Below are 15,811 nucleotides of genomic sequence, written 5' to 3' on the forward strand. Positions count from 1 at the left end.
TGACCCGCCGTCAGGGCGGAACCCTAAGCAGCCGTTACCGCAGAAACGGATATGTACTCAACCCAATCCAGCATCCTGGTCGGCCCTGAGGCCGCCATCGGGGGCAAGCCCCCTCCCACATTTAGAGCGCCACAAGGCTCAATTTAAACGCCAGACACAAAAAAGCCCCGACTCGCGAGAGCCGGGGCTTTTTCGTGGGTGCGCTACGCAGGCTTAGCCGTTGAACACATCATCCACGCTTTGCAGCGGGTAGTTCTTCGGATACGGCAGGGTTGCCACACCAGTCTCGATTGCAGCCTTGGCCACGGCATCGGAGATCAGGGTGATCAGGCGCTTGTCCATAGGTTTCGGGATGATGTACTCACGACCGAATTCCAGCTTGGCGCCACCGTAGGCGTCGCAGACATCCTGCGGCACCGGCAGCTTGGCCAGTTCACGCAGGGCGTTGGCGGCCGCTACTTTCATTTCTTCGTTGATGCGCTTGGCGCGAACGTCCAGGGCACCACGGAAGATGAACGGGAAACCCAACACGTTGTTGACCTGGTTCGGGTAGTCCGAACGGCCGGTGGCCATGATCACGTCGTCGCGGGTGGCGTGGGCCAGTTCCGGGGCGATTTCCGGGTCCGGGTTGGAGCAGGCGAACACGATAGGGTTCGGCGCCATCGACTTCAGGCCTTCGGCGCTCAGCAGGTTCGGGCCGGACAGGCCGACGAACACGTCAGCACCGTCAAGGGCGTCAGCCAGGGTGCGCTTGGAGGACGGGTGGGCAAACATCGCCTTGTACTGGTTCAGGTCGGTACGCTCGGACTGGATCACGCCCTTGCTGTCGACCATGTAGATGTTTTCCAGCTTGGCGCCCATGCTGATGATCAGCTTCATGCAGGAAATGGCCGCAGCGCCGGCGCCCAGGCAGACGATCTTCGCCTCACCCAGGGTTTTGCCGGCGATCTCCAGGGCGTTGATCATGCCGGCTGCGGTAACGATCGCGGTGCCGTGCTGGTCATCGTGGAATACCGGGATGTCACACTGTTCGATCAGCGCCTTTTCGATCTCGAAGCACTCGGGTGCCTTGATGTCTTCCAGGTTGATGCCACCGAAGGTGATGGAAATGCGTTTAACGGTGTCGATGAAGGCCTGCGGGCTCTCGGAGTCGACTTCGATGTCGAAAACATCGATGCCGGCAAAGCGCTTGAACAGCACGCCCTTGCCTTCCATGACCGGCTTGGACGCCAATGGGCCGAGGTTACCCAGGCCCAGGATCGCGGTGCCATCAGAAATCACTGCAACCAGGTTGCCCTTGCCGGTGTACTTGTATGCCAGCTCGGGGTCGCGGGCGATTTCACGTACGGGCTCGGCAACGCCAGGGCTGTAGGCCAGCGACAGATCACGGGCGGTGGCAGTGGCTTTGGTGAGCTCTACACTCAGCTTTCCTGGACGAGGATTGGCATGATATTCGAGAGCGGCAGTTTTCAAATCAGACATATCGGCATTCCGCTTTTACTGTTGGTCGACGGACCGCCGAGGATACGCGTGTCGTAAAGCCCCTACAAGACTGGTCAGTCACAGGTGTCAAGGCCCTGCTGCGGCGTACTTTAGTCTAAAGCCACGGGATACAAGGGCTAGACTGTTCACAATCGAATAAAAAAATGTCTACAATTTTTTATTATTGCGCTCAGCCAAGCATGCTCGGATCGGTGAGCGGCAACAGCCAACGCGCCTGAGGGTCTTTCGGCCCGCCGCGCCTGGAGCGGTCCTGCACCCAGCCACGCGCCTCGATTGTCTTGCCTTGCAGACCATTAAGCATGGCGGTATCGAATAAACGGACCCGATCAGGCGCAATGCGTAATACCAGTGAGCCGTGCAACTGGATCCAGACGCCACCGCGATTGCGTTCGATCGTGCTGACCCGCCCGCTGACCAAAGCGAACCCGGACCGCTTGAGTTGCGCCACGCTCTGTACCGGCGATTGCCGCCAAAGCCCCAACCGCGCGTCACGCGCACTGTTTTCAGCAGCCTGCTGACAGGCGACCAGCTCGACATTCGGCGCGACACCCACCTGAAACCCCAGGCCCTCAGCCAGCAACTGTGCCTCAAGGTTGTTGCCGTCGGCGCCATACAGGTGGGCAAGGGTTCGCCCGTAGCGATCTTTACCCTCGCGCCCCGGCACCAGCCCGAGACGCCCGTCACTGGCATTGACCAATGCCTGCAGACGCTGGCGCGCGGCAGCCGCAAACGGCTCGTCGGAGCGGCCCTTCTTACCGGTCTCCGGCGCGTTGATACCGATCATCCGAACGCTGCGGCCATCCTTGAGGCGCACAGTGTCGCCATCCACTACGCGCTGCACATGCACCGGCGCCACCGACGCCGGCGCGGGGCAGAACACGTGGGCCTGGGCGGCAGATAGCCAAATCGCAGGCACAAAAAAGGCGCCCGCGAGGGACGCCTTTTTCAACAGCTGGCAAAAGCCCATAAGGCTTTTGAGCCTTACTCTGCCGGAGTAGCAGCAGCAGGCTTCTTGCCGAAAGCACCAAAGCGATCTGCGAAGCGCTGTACACGGCCGCCGGTGTCCAGAGTTTTCTGCTTACCGGTGTAGAACGGGTGGCACTCGTTGCATACGTCAGTACCCAGTGGCTTGCACAGGTTCGAACGGGTTTCGAACTTGTTGCCGCAGCTGCAGGTAACTTCGATGGTTTCGTACGCTGGATGGATATCGGCTTTCATGGCACTTCCTCGGGCTAGCGTGCCGCCACTCGACACTATTGTCGAATACCGCACGTAATTAGGCCGCGAATTCTAACAGACCTTTTCAATCACGCAAGCCGCACATCCGACTGAAAACCGCCTTTCATCAGAAAACCACGGCATACCCAAGCCCTCCCCTGTCTGCTAGGCTCCCGCCCCTGCGCCACCACCTGCCTAGATGAGACCCTCCGCGTGCCCGACGCCATTTTGCGCCTCGCCCTGCCCTCGCCGCTGCGCCGCCTGTTCGATTACCGGGCGCCGGCGGGTGTGCCGCGTGCGCAGTTGGAGCCCGGCATGCGCGTGCGCGTGCCGTTCGGGCGTAGGGAGATGATCGGTATCCTGGTGGAAGTCACCGACCACAGCGAAGTGCCCGCCGAAAAGCTCAAGCCGGCCATCGCCATCCTCGACGCCACCGCGCCGCTGCCGCCCGCGCTGTTCAAGCTGTGCCTGTGGACCGCGCAGTATTACCAGCACAGCCTGGGCGATACCCTGAGCTGGGCGCTGCCGGTGCTGCTGCGCCAGGGCGAACTGGCCGAAGCGCGCCAGGAACGTTTCTGGTCGATGGTTCCCGGCGCGCGCCTGGACGACCCACGCATCGCCCGCGCGCCGCGCCAACGTGAAGCCCTCGCCACCCTGGCGCAGCACCCCCACGGCGTGGCTCATCAGCTATTGAGCAAGCTGATGCTGAGCAAGGACAGCCTCGACCTGCTGCTGGCCAAGGGGCTGGTGCAGGTGGAGATCCGCAAGCACGCCCCCGACCCGCGCCATGAACACTGGCTGGCCCAGCCGGAGCTGCCGCTGAACCCCGAACAACGCGCCGCCTATGAAGCGATCCGCGCAGGGTTCGACAGTTTCCATGCGTTCCTGCTGGCCGGCGTCACCGGCAGCGGCAAGACCGAAGTGTATTTGCAGTTGATCCGCGAAACCTTGCAGGCCGGCAAACAGGCGCTGGTGCTGATCCCCGAGATCAACCTCGGCCCGCAAACCCTGGCGCGTTTCGAACAGCGTTTCAACGCCCGCATCGCCCTGGTGCACTCGGCGGTCAACGACCGTGAGCGCCTGGAGTCATGGCTGGCGGCGCGGGACGGCGAAGCCGACATTATTATCGGCACGCGCTCGGCACTGTTCACCCCGATGAAAAATCCGGGCCTGATCATCATCGACGAAGAGCACGACGGCTCGTATAAACAACAGGAAGGCCTGCGTTACCACGCCCGCGACCTGGCCCTGGTGCGTGCGCGCCAGGAAGACATCCCGATTGTGCTGGGTTCGGCCACGCCTTCCCTGGAAAGCCTGCATAACGCCTACACCGGTCGTTATGGCCTGCTACGCCTGAATGAACGCGCAGGTGGCGCCAAGCAACCGCGCTTCCTGCGCCTGGATGTCAAAAGCCGACCGCTGGACAGCGGTATTTCCGGACCGATGCAGCAAGCCATCGGCCAGACCCTCGCCGCCGGCCAGCAAGTCCTGGTGTTCCTCAACCGCCGCGGTTTTGCGCCGACGCTGTTGTGCCATGACTGTGGCTGGATGTCCGAATGCGAGCGTTGCGATGCGCGCATGACCGTGCATCAGCGCTACGGCGAACTGCGCTGCCACCACTGCGGCCATGTGGAACCTGTGCCCCGCCACTGCCCACAATGCGGCAAGGTCGACCTGCGCCCGGTCGGCGCGGGCACCGAGCGCGCCGAAGAGCGCCTGGGCATTCTGTTCCCGGATTACCCGGTGCTGCGGGTGGACCGCGACAGTACGTCGCGCAAAGACGCGATGAACCAACTGTTCGCCACCATCCAGAAAGGCCAGCCGTGCATCCTAGTCGGCACGCAGATGCTTGCCAAAGGGCATCATTTTCCGCGGGTGACCCTGGTGTCGATCCTGGATGCCGACGGTGGCTTATTCTCCGGCGACTTCCGCGCCAGTGAGCGCATGGCGCAGCTGATCGTGCAGGTCGCCGGCCGCGCAGGGCGTGCCGAAGAGCCGGGCCGGGTGATTATCCAGACGCACCTGGCCGACCACCCGCTGCTGATTCAACTGACCGAACAAGGTTACTTTGCCTTCGCCGAACAGGCCTTGAGCGAGCGCCGCGCCGCCGGGCTGCCGCCGTTTGCGCACCTGGCGCTGCTGCGCGCCGAGGCGCATAAACCGGGCCAGGCCGAAGGCTTTCTGGACGAAGCCTGCAGCGCCGCTGAACGTTTGCTGGCAGAGCTGGGTCTGAGCGGCATCGAGCTGCTCGGCCCGGTGCCCGCGCCCATGGAACGCCGTGCCGGGCGGTATCGGGCCCAGCTACTCTTGCAGGCAACGTCCCGCGCGCCGCTGCATCGGCTATTGAGCAGCTGGTTGCTGGCCCTGGAGCAAATGCCCAGCGGCCGGCAGGTGCGATGGTCACTGGATGTGGACCCGGTCGATTTGTATTAAGCCGTCCCCTGCAGGAGCGAGCTTGCTCGCGAAAAACTCAAGCACACTGCGTTTATTCTGGATAAACGCGACGCCCTCAGGTTTTTCGCGAGCAAGCTCGCTCCTACAGTGAGTAGGGTCACCTAAAAAGGCTCCGCAGGTCCTGCGAAGGTTGGCAAGCCCGCCCTCGCCACGGATAATGCCCAGTTTTTCCACCTGCGCATCGCGCGCCGCCGCTTGCGGTCGAAAGAGAACACCATGAAAGACACCATTCGCCAGCTGATCCAACAAGCCCTCACCCAACTCGTCAACGAAGGTGTGTTGCCTGAAGGCCTGTCGCCGGCGATCCAGGTGGAGAACACCCGCGACAAGACCCACGGCGACTTCGCCAGCAACATCGCGATGATGCTGTCCAAGCCTGCGGGCATGAAGCCTCGCGACCTCGCGGAAAAAATCATCGCCGCGCTGCCGGCCGACGCCAGTGTCACCAAGGCCGAAATCGCAGGCCCAGGCTTTATAAACTTCTTCCAGAATACCCAGGCCCTGGCCGCGCGCCTGGATGCCGCCCTGGCCGACGCCCACATCGGCGTGCGCAAGGCTGGCCCGGCGCAGCGCGTGGCGATCGACCTGTCGGCACCTAACCTGGCCAAGGAGATGCACGTCGGCCACCTGCGCTCGACCATCATCGGCGACGGCGTGGCGCGGGTCCTGGAGTTTCTCGGTGACACCGTCATCCGTCAGAACCACGTGGGCGACTGGGGCACCCAGTTCGGCATGCTGATGGCCTACCTGCAGGAAAACCCGATCACCAGCAACGAGCTGGCCGACCTGGAAAACTTCTACCGTGCCGCCAAAAAGCGCTTTGACGAATCCGAAGAGTTTGCCGACCGTGCGCGCAGCCTGGTGGTCAAGCTGCAAGCGGGCGATGAGGAATGCCTGGCGCTGTGGGGGCGTTTCCGCGATATCTCCCTGTCCCACTGCCAGGAAATCTACGAGCTGCTCAACGTCAAATTGACCATGGCCGACGTGATGGGCGAAAGCGCCTACAACGACGACCTGATCAATGTGGTCAACGACCTCAAGGCCGCTGGCCTGCTGGTCGAGAGCAACGGTGCGCAGTGCGTGTTCCTTGAGGAATTCAAGACCGCCGATGGCGAACCGCTGCCGGTGATCATCGTCAAGGCCGATGGCGGTTATCTCTATGCCACCACCGACCTGGCCGCCGTGCGCTACCGCAGCGGCGTGCTCAAGGCCGATCGCGCGCTGTATTTCGTCGATCAGCGCCAGGCCCTGCACTTCCAGCAAGTGTTCGAAGTGGCTCGCCGCGCCGGTTTCGTCACCCACCCGATGCATATGGAACACATGGGTTTCGGTACCATGAACGGCGCCGATGGCCGCCCGTTCAAGACCCGCGATGGCGGCACCGTGAAGCTGATCGACCTGCTGACCGAAGCCCAGGAGCGCGCCTACAGCCTGGTCAAGGAAAAGAACCCCGAACTGGCCGAGGCCGACCTGCGCAATATCGCCCGCGTGGTCGGCATTGGCGCGGTGAAATACGCCGACCTGTCCAAGCACCGCACCAGCGACTACAGCTTCAACTTCGACCTGATGCTCAACTTCGAAGGCAACACCGCCCCGTACCTGCTGTACGCCTACACCCGTGTGGCCGGTGTGTTCCGCAAACTGGGCAAGGACTTCAGCGAGGTTGAAGGCCAAATCGTGCTGGACGCACCTCATGAGCAGGAACTGGCCGCCAAGCTCGCGCAGTTCGGCGAAGTGCTCAACAGCGTCGGCGAGAAAGGCACGCCGCATATCCTCTGCACCTACCTGTACGAAGTGGCCGGCCTGTTTTCCAGCTTCTACGAGAACTGCCCGATCCTCAGCGCCGACGATGAAGCCCAGAAGCAAAGTCGCCTGCGCCTTGCCGCACTGGCTGGACGGACCCTAAAGCAAGGCCTGGAGCTGTTGGGCCTGGAAACTCTGGAGCGCATGTAAGTTGGCAGCCAAGAAAAAACCTGCACCCAAGCGCGGCGCCAGCCGCTACCAGGCCCCGGCCAAGCAGCCGATTCCGGGTTGGCTGTGGATGGCGATCGGCCTCACGGTCGGCGCATTCGTTGTCTTTCTGATGAAGCTGGAGCCCGGCCAGGGCGATGACGTCAAGCGCGTCAAACAGGAGCAGCAGAAAGCCACGAAAATCGCCGAGGCCAACAAGACTGCGCCGAGCCCGACGGTTCCGGTGAAGCCCAAGTACGATTTCTACACGCTGCTGCCGGAATCGGAAGTGATCGTGCCGCCCGACGCCGTGCCGGAAAAAACCCTGCCGACGCCGCAAGTGCCGACCACGCCGGTAACCCCAGCGGAAGCGGCGAAGATCGATACCGCGCGCGCCCAGGCGGCATTGGCCGGCATCACGCCGCCACCGGCACCTCCAGTGGCAGAGACCAAGGCCGCGCCGGTGACCAAGTTCTTCCTGCAGGCGGGCTCGTTCCCCAAACAGGCGGACGCAGACCGTGTACGCACGCAGATCATTCTGCTGGGCCAGTCGGTGACGGTGGAATCCGGCACCGTGAAGGAAGCGACCTGGTATCGCGTGCTGGTAGGCCCGTTCAGCAACCGCGAACAGCTGACCGTGGCGCAGAAACAATTGGCGGGCGCCGGGTTTAGCAACCTGCTGTTACAACAACGCCAGAGCCGCTGATCTCGAAGACATAGCAGGACTAATGTGGGAGGGGGCTTGCTCCCGATGGCGGTAGACCAGTCAATATATTCAGCGACTGATACACCGCAATCGGGGGCAAGCCCCCTCCCACATTTGGTTTTGCGGTGTTCTTGAACAGGTGTCGGATCAATAAACACCACTCGTCCGCACTGCCGTCCTACGGTTGAAATCCCCCTCGCCACCCCCATATGAGTTCCATCAGGGCATTTTCGCCCCGCTGCGTGGAGACTCTCCCCTTGACCACCATCGTTTCAGTACGTCGCCACGGCAAAGTTGTCATGGGCGGCGACGGCCAGGTTTCCCTGGGCAATACCGTGATGAAAGGCAACGCCAAGAAAGTGCGTCGCCTGTACCACGGCCAGGTGCTCGCCGGGTTCGCCGGCGCTACCGCCGATGCCTTCACCCTGTTCGAACGTTTCGAAGGCCAGCTCGAAAAGCACCAGGGCCATCTGGTGCGTGCCGCCGTCGAACTCGCCAAGGAATGGCGCACCGACCGTTCCCTCAGCCGCCTCGAAGCCATGCTGGCGGTCGCCAACAAAGACGCGTCCCTGATCATCACCGGCAACGGCGATGTGGTTGAACCTGAACACGGCCTGATCGCCATGGGTTCCGGTGGCGGCTATGCACAGGCTGCGGCCAGCGCGCTGTTGAAGAAGACCGACCTGTCGGCCCGTGAAATCGTCGAGACCGCCCTGGGTATCGCCGGCGATATCTGCGTGTTCACCAACCACAACCACACCATTGAGGAGCAGGACCTCGCCGAGTAAGCCGTAGGCTTATTCCCGCTTGAGGCCGCCAAACACTATGTCCATGACTCCCCGCGAAATCGTCCATGAACTCAATCGCCATATCATCGGCCAGGACGATGCCAAGCGCGCCGTTGCAATTGCGCTGCGTAACCGCTGGCGCCGGATGCAACTGCCCGAAGAACTGCGCGTTGAAGTAACGCCCAAGAACATCCTGATGATCGGCCCGACCGGCGTCGGTAAAACCGAAATCGCCCGGCGCCTGGCCAAACTGGCCAATGCCCCGTTCATCAAGGTCGAGGCCACCAAATTCACCGAAGTCGGCTATGTGGGCCGCGATGTGGAGTCGATCATTCGTGACCTGGCCGACGCCGCCCTGAAGATGCTGCGCGAGCAGGAAGTGACCAAGGTCAGCCATCGCGCCGAAGATGCTGCCGAAGAGCGCATCCTCGACGCGCTGTTGCCACCGGCCCGCATGGGCTTCAACGAAGACGCCGCGCCGTCATCGGATTCCAACACCCGCCAGCTGTTCCGCAAGCGCCTGCGTGAAGGCCAGTTGGACGACAAGGAAATCGAGATCGAAGTGGCCGAAGTGTCGGGCGTCGATATTTCCGCGCCCCCGGGCATGGAAGAAATGACCAGCCAGTTGCAGAACCTGTTCGCCAACATGGGCAAGGGCAAGAAGAAAAGCCGCAAGCTCAAGGTGAAAGAGGCCCTGAAGCTGGTGCGCGACGAAGAAGCCGGACGCCTGGTCAATGAGGAAGAACTCAAGGCCAAGGCCCTGGAAGCGGTCGAGCAGCACGGCATCGTGTTTATCGATGAGATCGACAAAGTGGCCAAGCGCGGCAACTCCGGCGGCGTCGATGTGTCCCGCGAGGGCGTACAGCGCGACCTGCTGCCACTGATCGAAGGCTGCACGGTCAACACCAAGCTGGGCATGGTCAAGACCGACCACATCCTGTTTATCGCCTCCGGTGCTTTCCACCTGAGCAAGCCAAGCGACCTGGTGCCTGAGCTGCAAGGCCGCCTGCCGATCCGCGTGGAACTCAAGGCGCTGACCCCGGGCGACTTCGAGCGCATTCTCAGCGAGCCGCATGCCTCACTGACCGAGCAGTACCGCGAATTGCTGAAAACCGAAGGCCTGGGCATCGAATTCCAACCGGACGGGATCAAGCGCCTGGCGGAGATTGCCTGGCAGGTCAACGAGAAGACCGAGAACATCGGTGCGCGTCGCCTGCACACCTTGCTTGAGCGCCTGCTCGAAGAGGTGTCCTTCAGCGCCGGCGACATGGCCGGTGCGCAGAATGGCGAAGCGATCAAGATCGACGCGGATTACGTCAACAGCCACCTGGGCGAATTGGCGCAGAACGAAGACTTGTCGCGCTATATTCTGTAAGCCTCACACAGAATTGCTTCGCTTCAATGTGGGAGGGGGCTTGCCCCCGATAGCGGTCTGTCAGACAGATGTATGCTGACTGACACACGGCTATCGGGGGCAAGCCCCCTCTCACATTGTTAGGCCGGTTCCTTCAGGGTTATCTCCAATGTCGAAATTTCCTACTGCTGTAAACCTGCATAAAACCTCCAACACCCTGGGCCTCACCTACGGCCCGAACGAAACCTACCAACTGCCCGCCGAATTCCTGCGCGTGCACTCGCCTTCCGCCGAGGTCCAGGGCCACGGCAAACCCATCCTGCAATTCGGCAAGCTCAACGTTAAATTGATCAAGCTGGAACCGGCCGGCCAGTACGCACTGAAATTGACCTTCGACGACGGCCATGACAGCGGATTGTTCACCTGGGACTACCTTTATCAACTGGCCGTGCGTCAGGACGCGCTGTGGGCCGATTACCTGGCCGAGCTCAAAGCGGCCGGAAAAACCCGCGACCCGAGTCAGTCGGTCGTGCGGCTGATGCTCTAGTCCAGGCCTCTTGCTCTTTAGAGGGCATTTTCTAATTTCATCTGCTTGAATGCCCTGTCTCGTGGTCAACGATTGGCCCGCTTGCGAAAAAAATTAAACTCGGGTAACCAATGGAACTGGCAAGTTCCCTGCATTTGACGATGTGGTATCAACGGTCACCCGAGCGCAGTACCAGGCTGGTGTCGTGTATCGAAATGGGTGCGCGGAAATCGCCGGTACTCGTCTTTCGGACAATGGAGCGTCGTAGATGAGTAACAAGAATAACGATGACTTGAAACGCCAGGCCTCGGAAAACACCCTGGGGTTGAACCCGATCATCGCGTTACGCAAAAAGGACTTATTGGCCTCGGCGAAGATGGTGCTCACCCAAGCCATCAAGCAACCGTTACACAGCGTCAAACACGTCGCCCATTTCGGGGTGGAGCTCAAGAACGTCATGTTCGGCAAATCGGCGCTGGTGCCGGAGAGCGATGACCGTCGCTTCCATGACCCGGCCTGGAGCCAGAACCCGCTCTACAAGCGCTACCTGCAGACTTACCTGGCGTGGCGCAAGGAGCTGCACGACTGGATCGGTGACAGCAATCTATCGGAACAGGACATCAGTCGTGGCCACTTCGTGATCAACCTGATGACTGAAGCCATGGCCCCCACCAACAGCGCGGCCAACCCGGCGGCCGTCAAACGCTTCTTTGAAACCGGCGGCAAAAGCCTGCTCGACGGCCTGTCCCACCTGGCCAAGGACATGGTGCACAACGGCGGCATGCCAAGCCAGGTCAACATGGGCGCCTTTGAAGTGGGCAAGAGCCTGGGCACCACCGAAGGCGCCGTGGTCTTTCGCAATGATGTGCTGGAGCTGATCCAGTACAAGCCCATCACCGAGCAGGTACACGAGCGACCGCTGCTGGTGGTGCCGCCGCAGATCAATAAATTCTATGTATTCGACCTGAGCCCGGACAAAAGCCTGGCGCGCTTCTGCCTGCGCAATGGGCAGCAGACCTTTATCGTCAGCTGGCGCAACCCGACCAAGGCCCAGCGCGAGTGGGGCCTGTCGACCTATATCGAAGCGCTCAAGGAAGCCGTCGATGTGATCACGGCGATTACCGGCAGCAAGGACGTGAACATGCTGGGCGCCTGCTCCGGCGGCATCACCTGCACCGCGCTGCTGGGCCACTACGCGGCGCTGGGGGAGAAAAAAGTCAACGCCCTGACCCTGCTGGTGAGTGTGCTGGACACCACGCTGGACACCCAAGTGGCGCTGTTCGTCGATGAACAGACGCTCGAAGCGGCGAAGCGTCATTCCTATCAGGCCGGCGTACTGGAAGGCCGTGACATGGCCAAGGTGTTTGCGTGGATGCGGCCCAACGACCTGATCTGGAATTACTGGGTCAACAATTACCTGCTGGGCAACGAGCCGCCGGTGTTCGACATCCTGTTCTGGAACAACGACACCACACGCCTGCCGGCCGCCTTCCATGGCGACCTGATCGAGCTGTTCAAGAACAACCCGTTGGTACGCGCCAATGCACTGGAAGTGTGCGGCACGCCCATCGATCTCAAGCAGGTCACGGCCGATATCTATTCACTGGCCGGCACCAACGACCACATCACGCCCTGGCAGTCCTGCTACAAGTCGGCGCAGTTGTTTGGCGGCAAGGTGGAGTTCGTGCTGTCCAGCAGCGGGCATATCCAGAGCATCCTCAACCCGCCGGGCAACCCCAAGTCGCGCTACCAGACCAGCGATGGCCTGGCGGGCACGGCACTGCAATGGCAGGAAAACGCGACCAAGCATACCGATTCGTGGTGGCTGCACTGGCAGGCATGGCAGGCGGAGCGGGCGGGGAAATTGAAAAAAGCCCCGACGACATTAGGTAATAAAACCTACGCTGCGGCCGAAGCGGCACCAGGCACCTATGTACACGAACGCTAAATTGAAATGCGGTCAATGTGGGAGGGGGCAAGCCCCCTCCCACATTTTGACCGCATTTCTCCTGTAACACTTCACAGGGCTTGAGCATGCCGCAACCGTTCATCTTCCGTACCATCGACCTGGATGGCCAGGCCATCCGCACGGCGGTACGACCGGGCAAGCCGCACTTGACCCCGCTGCTGATCTTCAACGGCATCGGCGCCAACCTGGAGCTGGTGTTTCCGTTCATCCAGGCCCTGGACCCGGACCTGGAAGTGATCGCCTTCGATGTGCCAGGGGTGGGCGGCTCCTCCACGCCAAACCGGCCCTATCGCTTCCCCGGCCTGGCCAAGCTGACGGCGCGCATGCTCGATTACCTGGATTACGGCCAGGTGAATGCGGTGGGGGTGTCCTGGGGCGGTGCACTGGCGCAGCAGTTCGCCTATGACTACCCCGAGCGCTGCAAGAAGTTGATCCTGGCGGCCACGGCTGCCGGCGCCTTTATGGTGCCCGGCAAGCCCAAGGTGCTGTGGCTGATGGCCAGCCCCCGGCGCTATATCCAGCCGTCCCACGTGGTGCGCATTGCGCCGATGATTTACGGCGGTTCGTTCCGCCGCGACGCCAAGCTGGCCGCCGAACATGCCAGCAAAGTGCGCTCGGCCGGCAAGCTGGGCTATTACTGGCAGCTGTTCGCGGGGCTGGGCTGGACCAGCATCCATTGGCTGCACAAGATCCGCCAGCCGACCCTGGTCCTGGCCGGGGACGACGACCCGCTGATTCCGCTGATCAACATGCGCATGCTCGCCTGGCGCATCCCCAATGCGCAGTTGCACATCATCGATGATGGCCATTTATTCCTGATCACCCGCGCGGAAGCCGTGGCGCCGATCATCATGAAGTTTCTCGAAGAGGAGCGCCTGCGCGCCGTGATACATCCGCGACCGGCGGTGTGAAGGACCACACCGCCGCGCAACTTGCCAGGAACCGACTATGGTTCTGAATTGGCGTGCCTCTTGATGGCTTGACGAAGGAGTGTTGGCTCATGCGAGACAGACCCGTGACGAACCCGGCGCCCACCCCCGCTGCGTTCATCAACGCGCAAAACGCGATCACCGGCCTGCGCGGTCGCGACCTGCTGTCGACCCTGCGCACCGTGGCGGCCCATGGCCTGCGCAACCCGTTGCACACCGCACGCCACGCCCTGGCCCTGAGCGGCCAACTGGGCCGCGTGTTGCTGGGGGACACGGTGCATGAGCCCAACCCCAACGACAGCCGCTTCAAAGACCCCACCTGGGCGCTCAACCCGCTGTACCGGCGCAGCCTGCAAGCCTACTTGAGCTGGCAAAAACACACGCGCAACTGGATCGACGACAGCACCCTCAGCGCGGACGACCGTGCACGCGCACAGTTCGCGTTCGCCCTGCTCAACGACGCCGTATCGCCCTCCAACACGCTGCTCAACCCGCTGGCCATCAAGGAGTTGCTCAACTCCGGCGGCAACAGCGTGGTGCGCGGAGTCAGCCATTTGTTCGAAGACCTGCTGCACAACAACGGCCTGCCGCGTCAGGTCAGCAAGCACGCTTTCGAAGTGGGCAAGACCGTTGCCACCACGCCGGGCTCGGTGGTGTTTCGCAATGAGCTGCTGGAGCTGATCCAATACAAGCCCATGAGCGAAAAACAATACGCCAAGCCCTTGCTGGTGGTGCCGCCGCAAATCAACAAGTTCTACATATTCGACCTCAGCCCGGCTAACAGCTTTGTGCAATATGCGCTGAAAAACGGGCTGCAGACCTTTATGGTCAGCTGGCGCAATCCGGATGTGCGACATCGCGAATGGGGCCTGTCCACCTACGTGGCGGCGCTGGAGGAAGCCCTCAACGCCTGCCGGGCAATCACCGGCGCACGCGCGGTCAACCTGATGGGCGCCTGCGCCGGCGGCCTGACCATCGCCGCACTGCAAGGCCACCTGCAAGCCAAGCGCCAGTTGCGGCGCATCGCCAGCGCCAGTTACCTGGTGAGCTTGCTCGACAGTCAGATCGACGGCCCGGCCACGTTGTTCGCCGATGAACAGACCCTTGAAGCCGCCAAGCGCCGCTCTTACCAACAAGGTGTACTGGACGGTCGCGACATGGCCAAGGTGTTCGCCTGGATGCGCCCCAATGACCTGATCTGGAACTACTGGGTCAACAACTACCTGCTGGGCAAGGAACCGCCCGCCTTCGACATCCTGTACTGGAACAACGACAACACGCGCCTGCCCGCCGCGCTGCACGGCGACCTGTTGGATTTCTTCAAGCACAACCCGCTGAGGCATCCGGGAGGCCTTGAGGTGTGCGGCACCCCCATCGACTTGCAGAAGGTCACCGTAGACAGCTTCAGCGTGGCCGGCATCAACGATCACATTACGCCGTGGGACGCGGTGTACCGATCCACCCAACTGCTGGGCGGCGAGCGGCGCTTCGTCCTGTCCAACAGCGGGCATATCCAGAGCATCCTCAACCCGCCCGGCAACCCGAAGGCCAACTACGTCGAGAACCCCAGGCTGAGCAGCGACCCGCGCGCCTGGTACTACGACGCCAATCACGTCGAAGGCAGCTGGTGGCCGCAATGGCTGGCGTGGATTCAGCAACGTTCGGGCGTGCAACGCGAAACCCTCACCGCCCTGGGCAACCAGAACTACCCACCGATGGAAGCGGCGCCAGGCACCTACGTGCGCGTGCGCTGAGCTCAACGATCAGACTAAGAGGCTGGATGAAGACCCGCGACCGTATCCTTGAATGTGCCCTGCAGTTGTTCAACCACAAGGGCGAGCCGAATGTGTCGACCATGGAGGTGGCCAATGAAATGGGGATCAGCCCCGGCAACCTCTACTACCACTTCCATGGCAAGGAGCCGTTGGTGCTGGGGCTGTTCGAACGTTTTCAAGGCGAGTTGGCACCGCTGCTCGACCCTCCTGCCGATGCGCAACTGGAGGCCGAGGATTACTGGCTGTTCCTGCACCTGATTGTCGAGCGCATGGCCCACTACCGATTCCTGTTCCAGGACCTGTCGAACCTGGCCGGGCGCCTGCCGAAGCTGGCCAAGGGCATTCGCAACCTGCTCACGGCGCTCAAGCGCACCCTGGCTTCATTGTTGGCGCGGTTGAAAACCGCGGGGCAACTGGTCAGTGACACCCAGGCGCTGGGGCAGTTGGTGGAGCAGATCACCCTGACCCTGCTGTTTTCCCTGGATTACCAGCGAATCCTGGATCGCAAAGGTGAGGTGCGGGTGGTGGTGTATCAGGTCATGATGCTGGTGGCGCCGCATCTGCTGATGCCGGCACGGCTGGCGACCGAGAGGTTCGCGCTGAAATATCTGGATGACGTGGATTGAAGCCCCCCTGATC

General features: G+C 61.9%; 13 protein-coding genes. 10 read left to right on the forward strand and 3 right to left on the reverse strand.

The genetic code is table 11. The features are described 5' to 3' along the window. Positions 1–213: 213 nt before the first annotated feature. The 3 genes from BFP90_RS20970 to rpmE all read right to left on the reverse strand — a co-directional run bounded on the left by BFP90_RS20970 (position 214) and on the right by rpmE (position 2,721). On the reverse strand, positions 214–1,482 hold the full coding sequence (locus BFP90_RS20970) for a malic enzyme-like NAD(P)-binding protein (protein WP_065893697.1): 1,269 nt from the start codon (positions 1,480–1,482) through the stop codon (positions 214–216). 190 nt (positions 1,483–1,672) lie between these two features. Next, positions 1,673–2,470: a thermonuclease family protein gene (locus tag BFP90_RS20975; protein WP_065897892.1), complete on the reverse strand. Its 798-nt coding sequence runs from the start codon at positions 2,468–2,470 to the stop codon at positions 1,673–1,675. Between the two features lie 14 nt (positions 2,471–2,484). Beyond that, positions 2,485–2,721, reverse strand: coding sequence for a 50S ribosomal protein L31 (gene rpmE / locus BFP90_RS20980; RefSeq protein ID WP_003237330.1), 237 nt, complete (start codon positions 2,719–2,721; stop codon positions 2,485–2,487). A 213-nt stretch (positions 2,722–2,934) separates the two neighbouring features. Here rpmE and BFP90_RS20985 point away from each other — a divergent pair, with 213 nt between their 5' ends. From BFP90_RS20985 to BFP90_RS21030, 10 genes are all read left to right on the forward strand, one after another. After that, on the forward strand, positions 2,935–5,154 hold the full coding sequence (locus BFP90_RS20985; protein ID WP_065897893.1) for a primosomal protein N': 2,220 nt from the start codon (positions 2,935–2,937) through the stop codon (positions 5,152–5,154). Between the two features lie 237 nt (positions 5,155–5,391). Beyond that, complete coding sequence (gene argS / locus BFP90_RS20990) at positions 5,392–7,128, forward strand: arginine--tRNA ligase (protein ID WP_065897894.1); 1,737 nt, start codon at positions 5,392–5,394, stop codon at positions 7,126–7,128. A 1-nt stretch (position 7,129) separates the two neighbouring features. After that, a complete protein-coding gene (locus BFP90_RS20995) occupies positions 7,130–7,831 on the forward strand; it encodes an SPOR domain-containing protein (protein ID WP_065897895.1) in 702 nt (233 codons plus the stop codon). 257 nt (positions 7,832–8,088) lie between these two features. Further along, the gene (hslV, locus tag BFP90_RS21000) at positions 8,089–8,619 is read left to right on the forward strand and encodes an ATP-dependent protease subunit HslV (protein ID WP_065885707.1); all 531 of its coding nucleotides are present in this window, start codon (positions 8,089–8,091) and stop codon (positions 8,617–8,619) included. 37 nt (positions 8,620–8,656) lie between these two features. Then, positions 8,657–9,994 carry an ATP-dependent protease ATPase subunit HslU gene (hslU, locus tag BFP90_RS21005; protein WP_057724431.1) on the forward strand — a complete coding sequence of 446 codons (1,338 nt, stop codon included), beginning with the start codon at positions 8,657–8,659 and terminating at the stop codon, positions 9,992–9,994. A gap of 148 nt (positions 9,995–10,142) precedes the next feature. Beyond that, complete coding sequence (locus tag BFP90_RS21010; protein WP_065897896.1) at positions 10,143–10,520, forward strand: gamma-butyrobetaine hydroxylase-like domain-containing protein; 378 nt, start codon at positions 10,143–10,145, stop codon at positions 10,518–10,520. Between the two features lie 247 nt (positions 10,521–10,767). Continuing rightward, entirely contained in the window at positions 10,768–12,447 is a 1,680-nt protein-coding gene (gene phaC / locus BFP90_RS21015; RefSeq protein WP_065885710.1) for a class II poly(R)-hydroxyalkanoic acid synthase, read from the forward strand. Positions 12,448–12,533: 86 nt separating this feature from the next. After that, complete coding sequence (gene phaZ, locus BFP90_RS21020; RefSeq protein WP_065893702.1) at positions 12,534–13,379, forward strand: poly(3-hydroxyalkanoate) depolymerase; 846 nt, start codon at positions 12,534–12,536, stop codon at positions 13,377–13,379. 89 nt (positions 13,380–13,468) lie between these two features. After that, positions 13,469–15,151, forward strand: a complete 1,683-nt coding sequence (gene phaC / locus BFP90_RS21025; RefSeq protein ID WP_065897897.1) for a class II poly(R)-hydroxyalkanoic acid synthase — start codon at positions 13,469–13,471, stop codon at positions 15,149–15,151. 26 nt (positions 15,152–15,177) lie between these two features. Further along, entirely contained in the window at positions 15,178–15,798 is a 621-nt protein-coding gene (locus BFP90_RS21030) for a TetR/AcrR family transcriptional regulator (RefSeq protein WP_065897898.1), read from the forward strand. Positions 15,799–15,811: the final 13 nt, after the last annotated feature.

Source organism: Pseudomonas sp. 24 E 13, from assembly GCF_900004715.1.
GTDB classification, from domain to species: domain Bacteria; phylum Pseudomonadota; class Gammaproteobacteria; order Pseudomonadales; family Pseudomonadaceae; genus Aquipseudomonas; species Aquipseudomonas orientalis_A.

What these genes read in the sequence shown, in the direction of transcription:
- BFP90_RS20970 (WP_065893697.1), bottom strand. Translation starts at nt 1,482, where the DNA reads ATGTCTGATTTGAAAACTGCCGCTCTCGAATATCATGCCAATCCTCGT.
- BFP90_RS20975 (WP_065897892.1), bottom strand. Translation starts at nt 2,470, where the DNA reads ATGGGCTTTTGCCAGCTGTTGAAAAAGGCGTCCCTCGCGGGCGCCTTT.
- rpmE (WP_003237330.1), bottom strand. Translation starts at nt 2,721, where the DNA reads ATGAAAGCCGATATCCATCCAGCGTACGAAACCATCGAAGTTACCTGC.
- argS (WP_065897894.1), top strand. Translation starts at nt 5,392, where the DNA reads ATGAAAGACACCATTCGCCAGCTGATCCAACAAGCCCTCACCCAACTC.
- hslU (WP_057724431.1), top strand. Translation starts at nt 8,657, where the DNA reads ATGTCCATGACTCCCCGCGAAATCGTCCATGAACTCAATCGCCATATC.
- BFP90_RS21010 (WP_065897896.1), top strand. Translation starts at nt 10,143, where the DNA reads ATGTCGAAATTTCCTACTGCTGTAAACCTGCATAAAACCTCCAACACC.
- phaC (WP_065885710.1), top strand. Translation starts at nt 10,768, where the DNA reads ATGAGTAACAAGAATAACGATGACTTGAAACGCCAGGCCTCGGAAAAC.
- phaZ (WP_065893702.1), top strand. Translation starts at nt 12,534, where the DNA reads ATGCCGCAACCGTTCATCTTCCGTACCATCGACCTGGATGGCCAGGCC.
- phaC (WP_065897897.1), top strand. Translation starts at nt 13,469, where the DNA reads ATGCGAGACAGACCCGTGACGAACCCGGCGCCCACCCCCGCTGCGTTC.
- BFP90_RS21030 (WP_065897898.1), top strand. Translation starts at nt 15,178, where the DNA reads ATGAAGACCCGCGACCGTATCCTTGAATGTGCCCTGCAGTTGTTCAAC.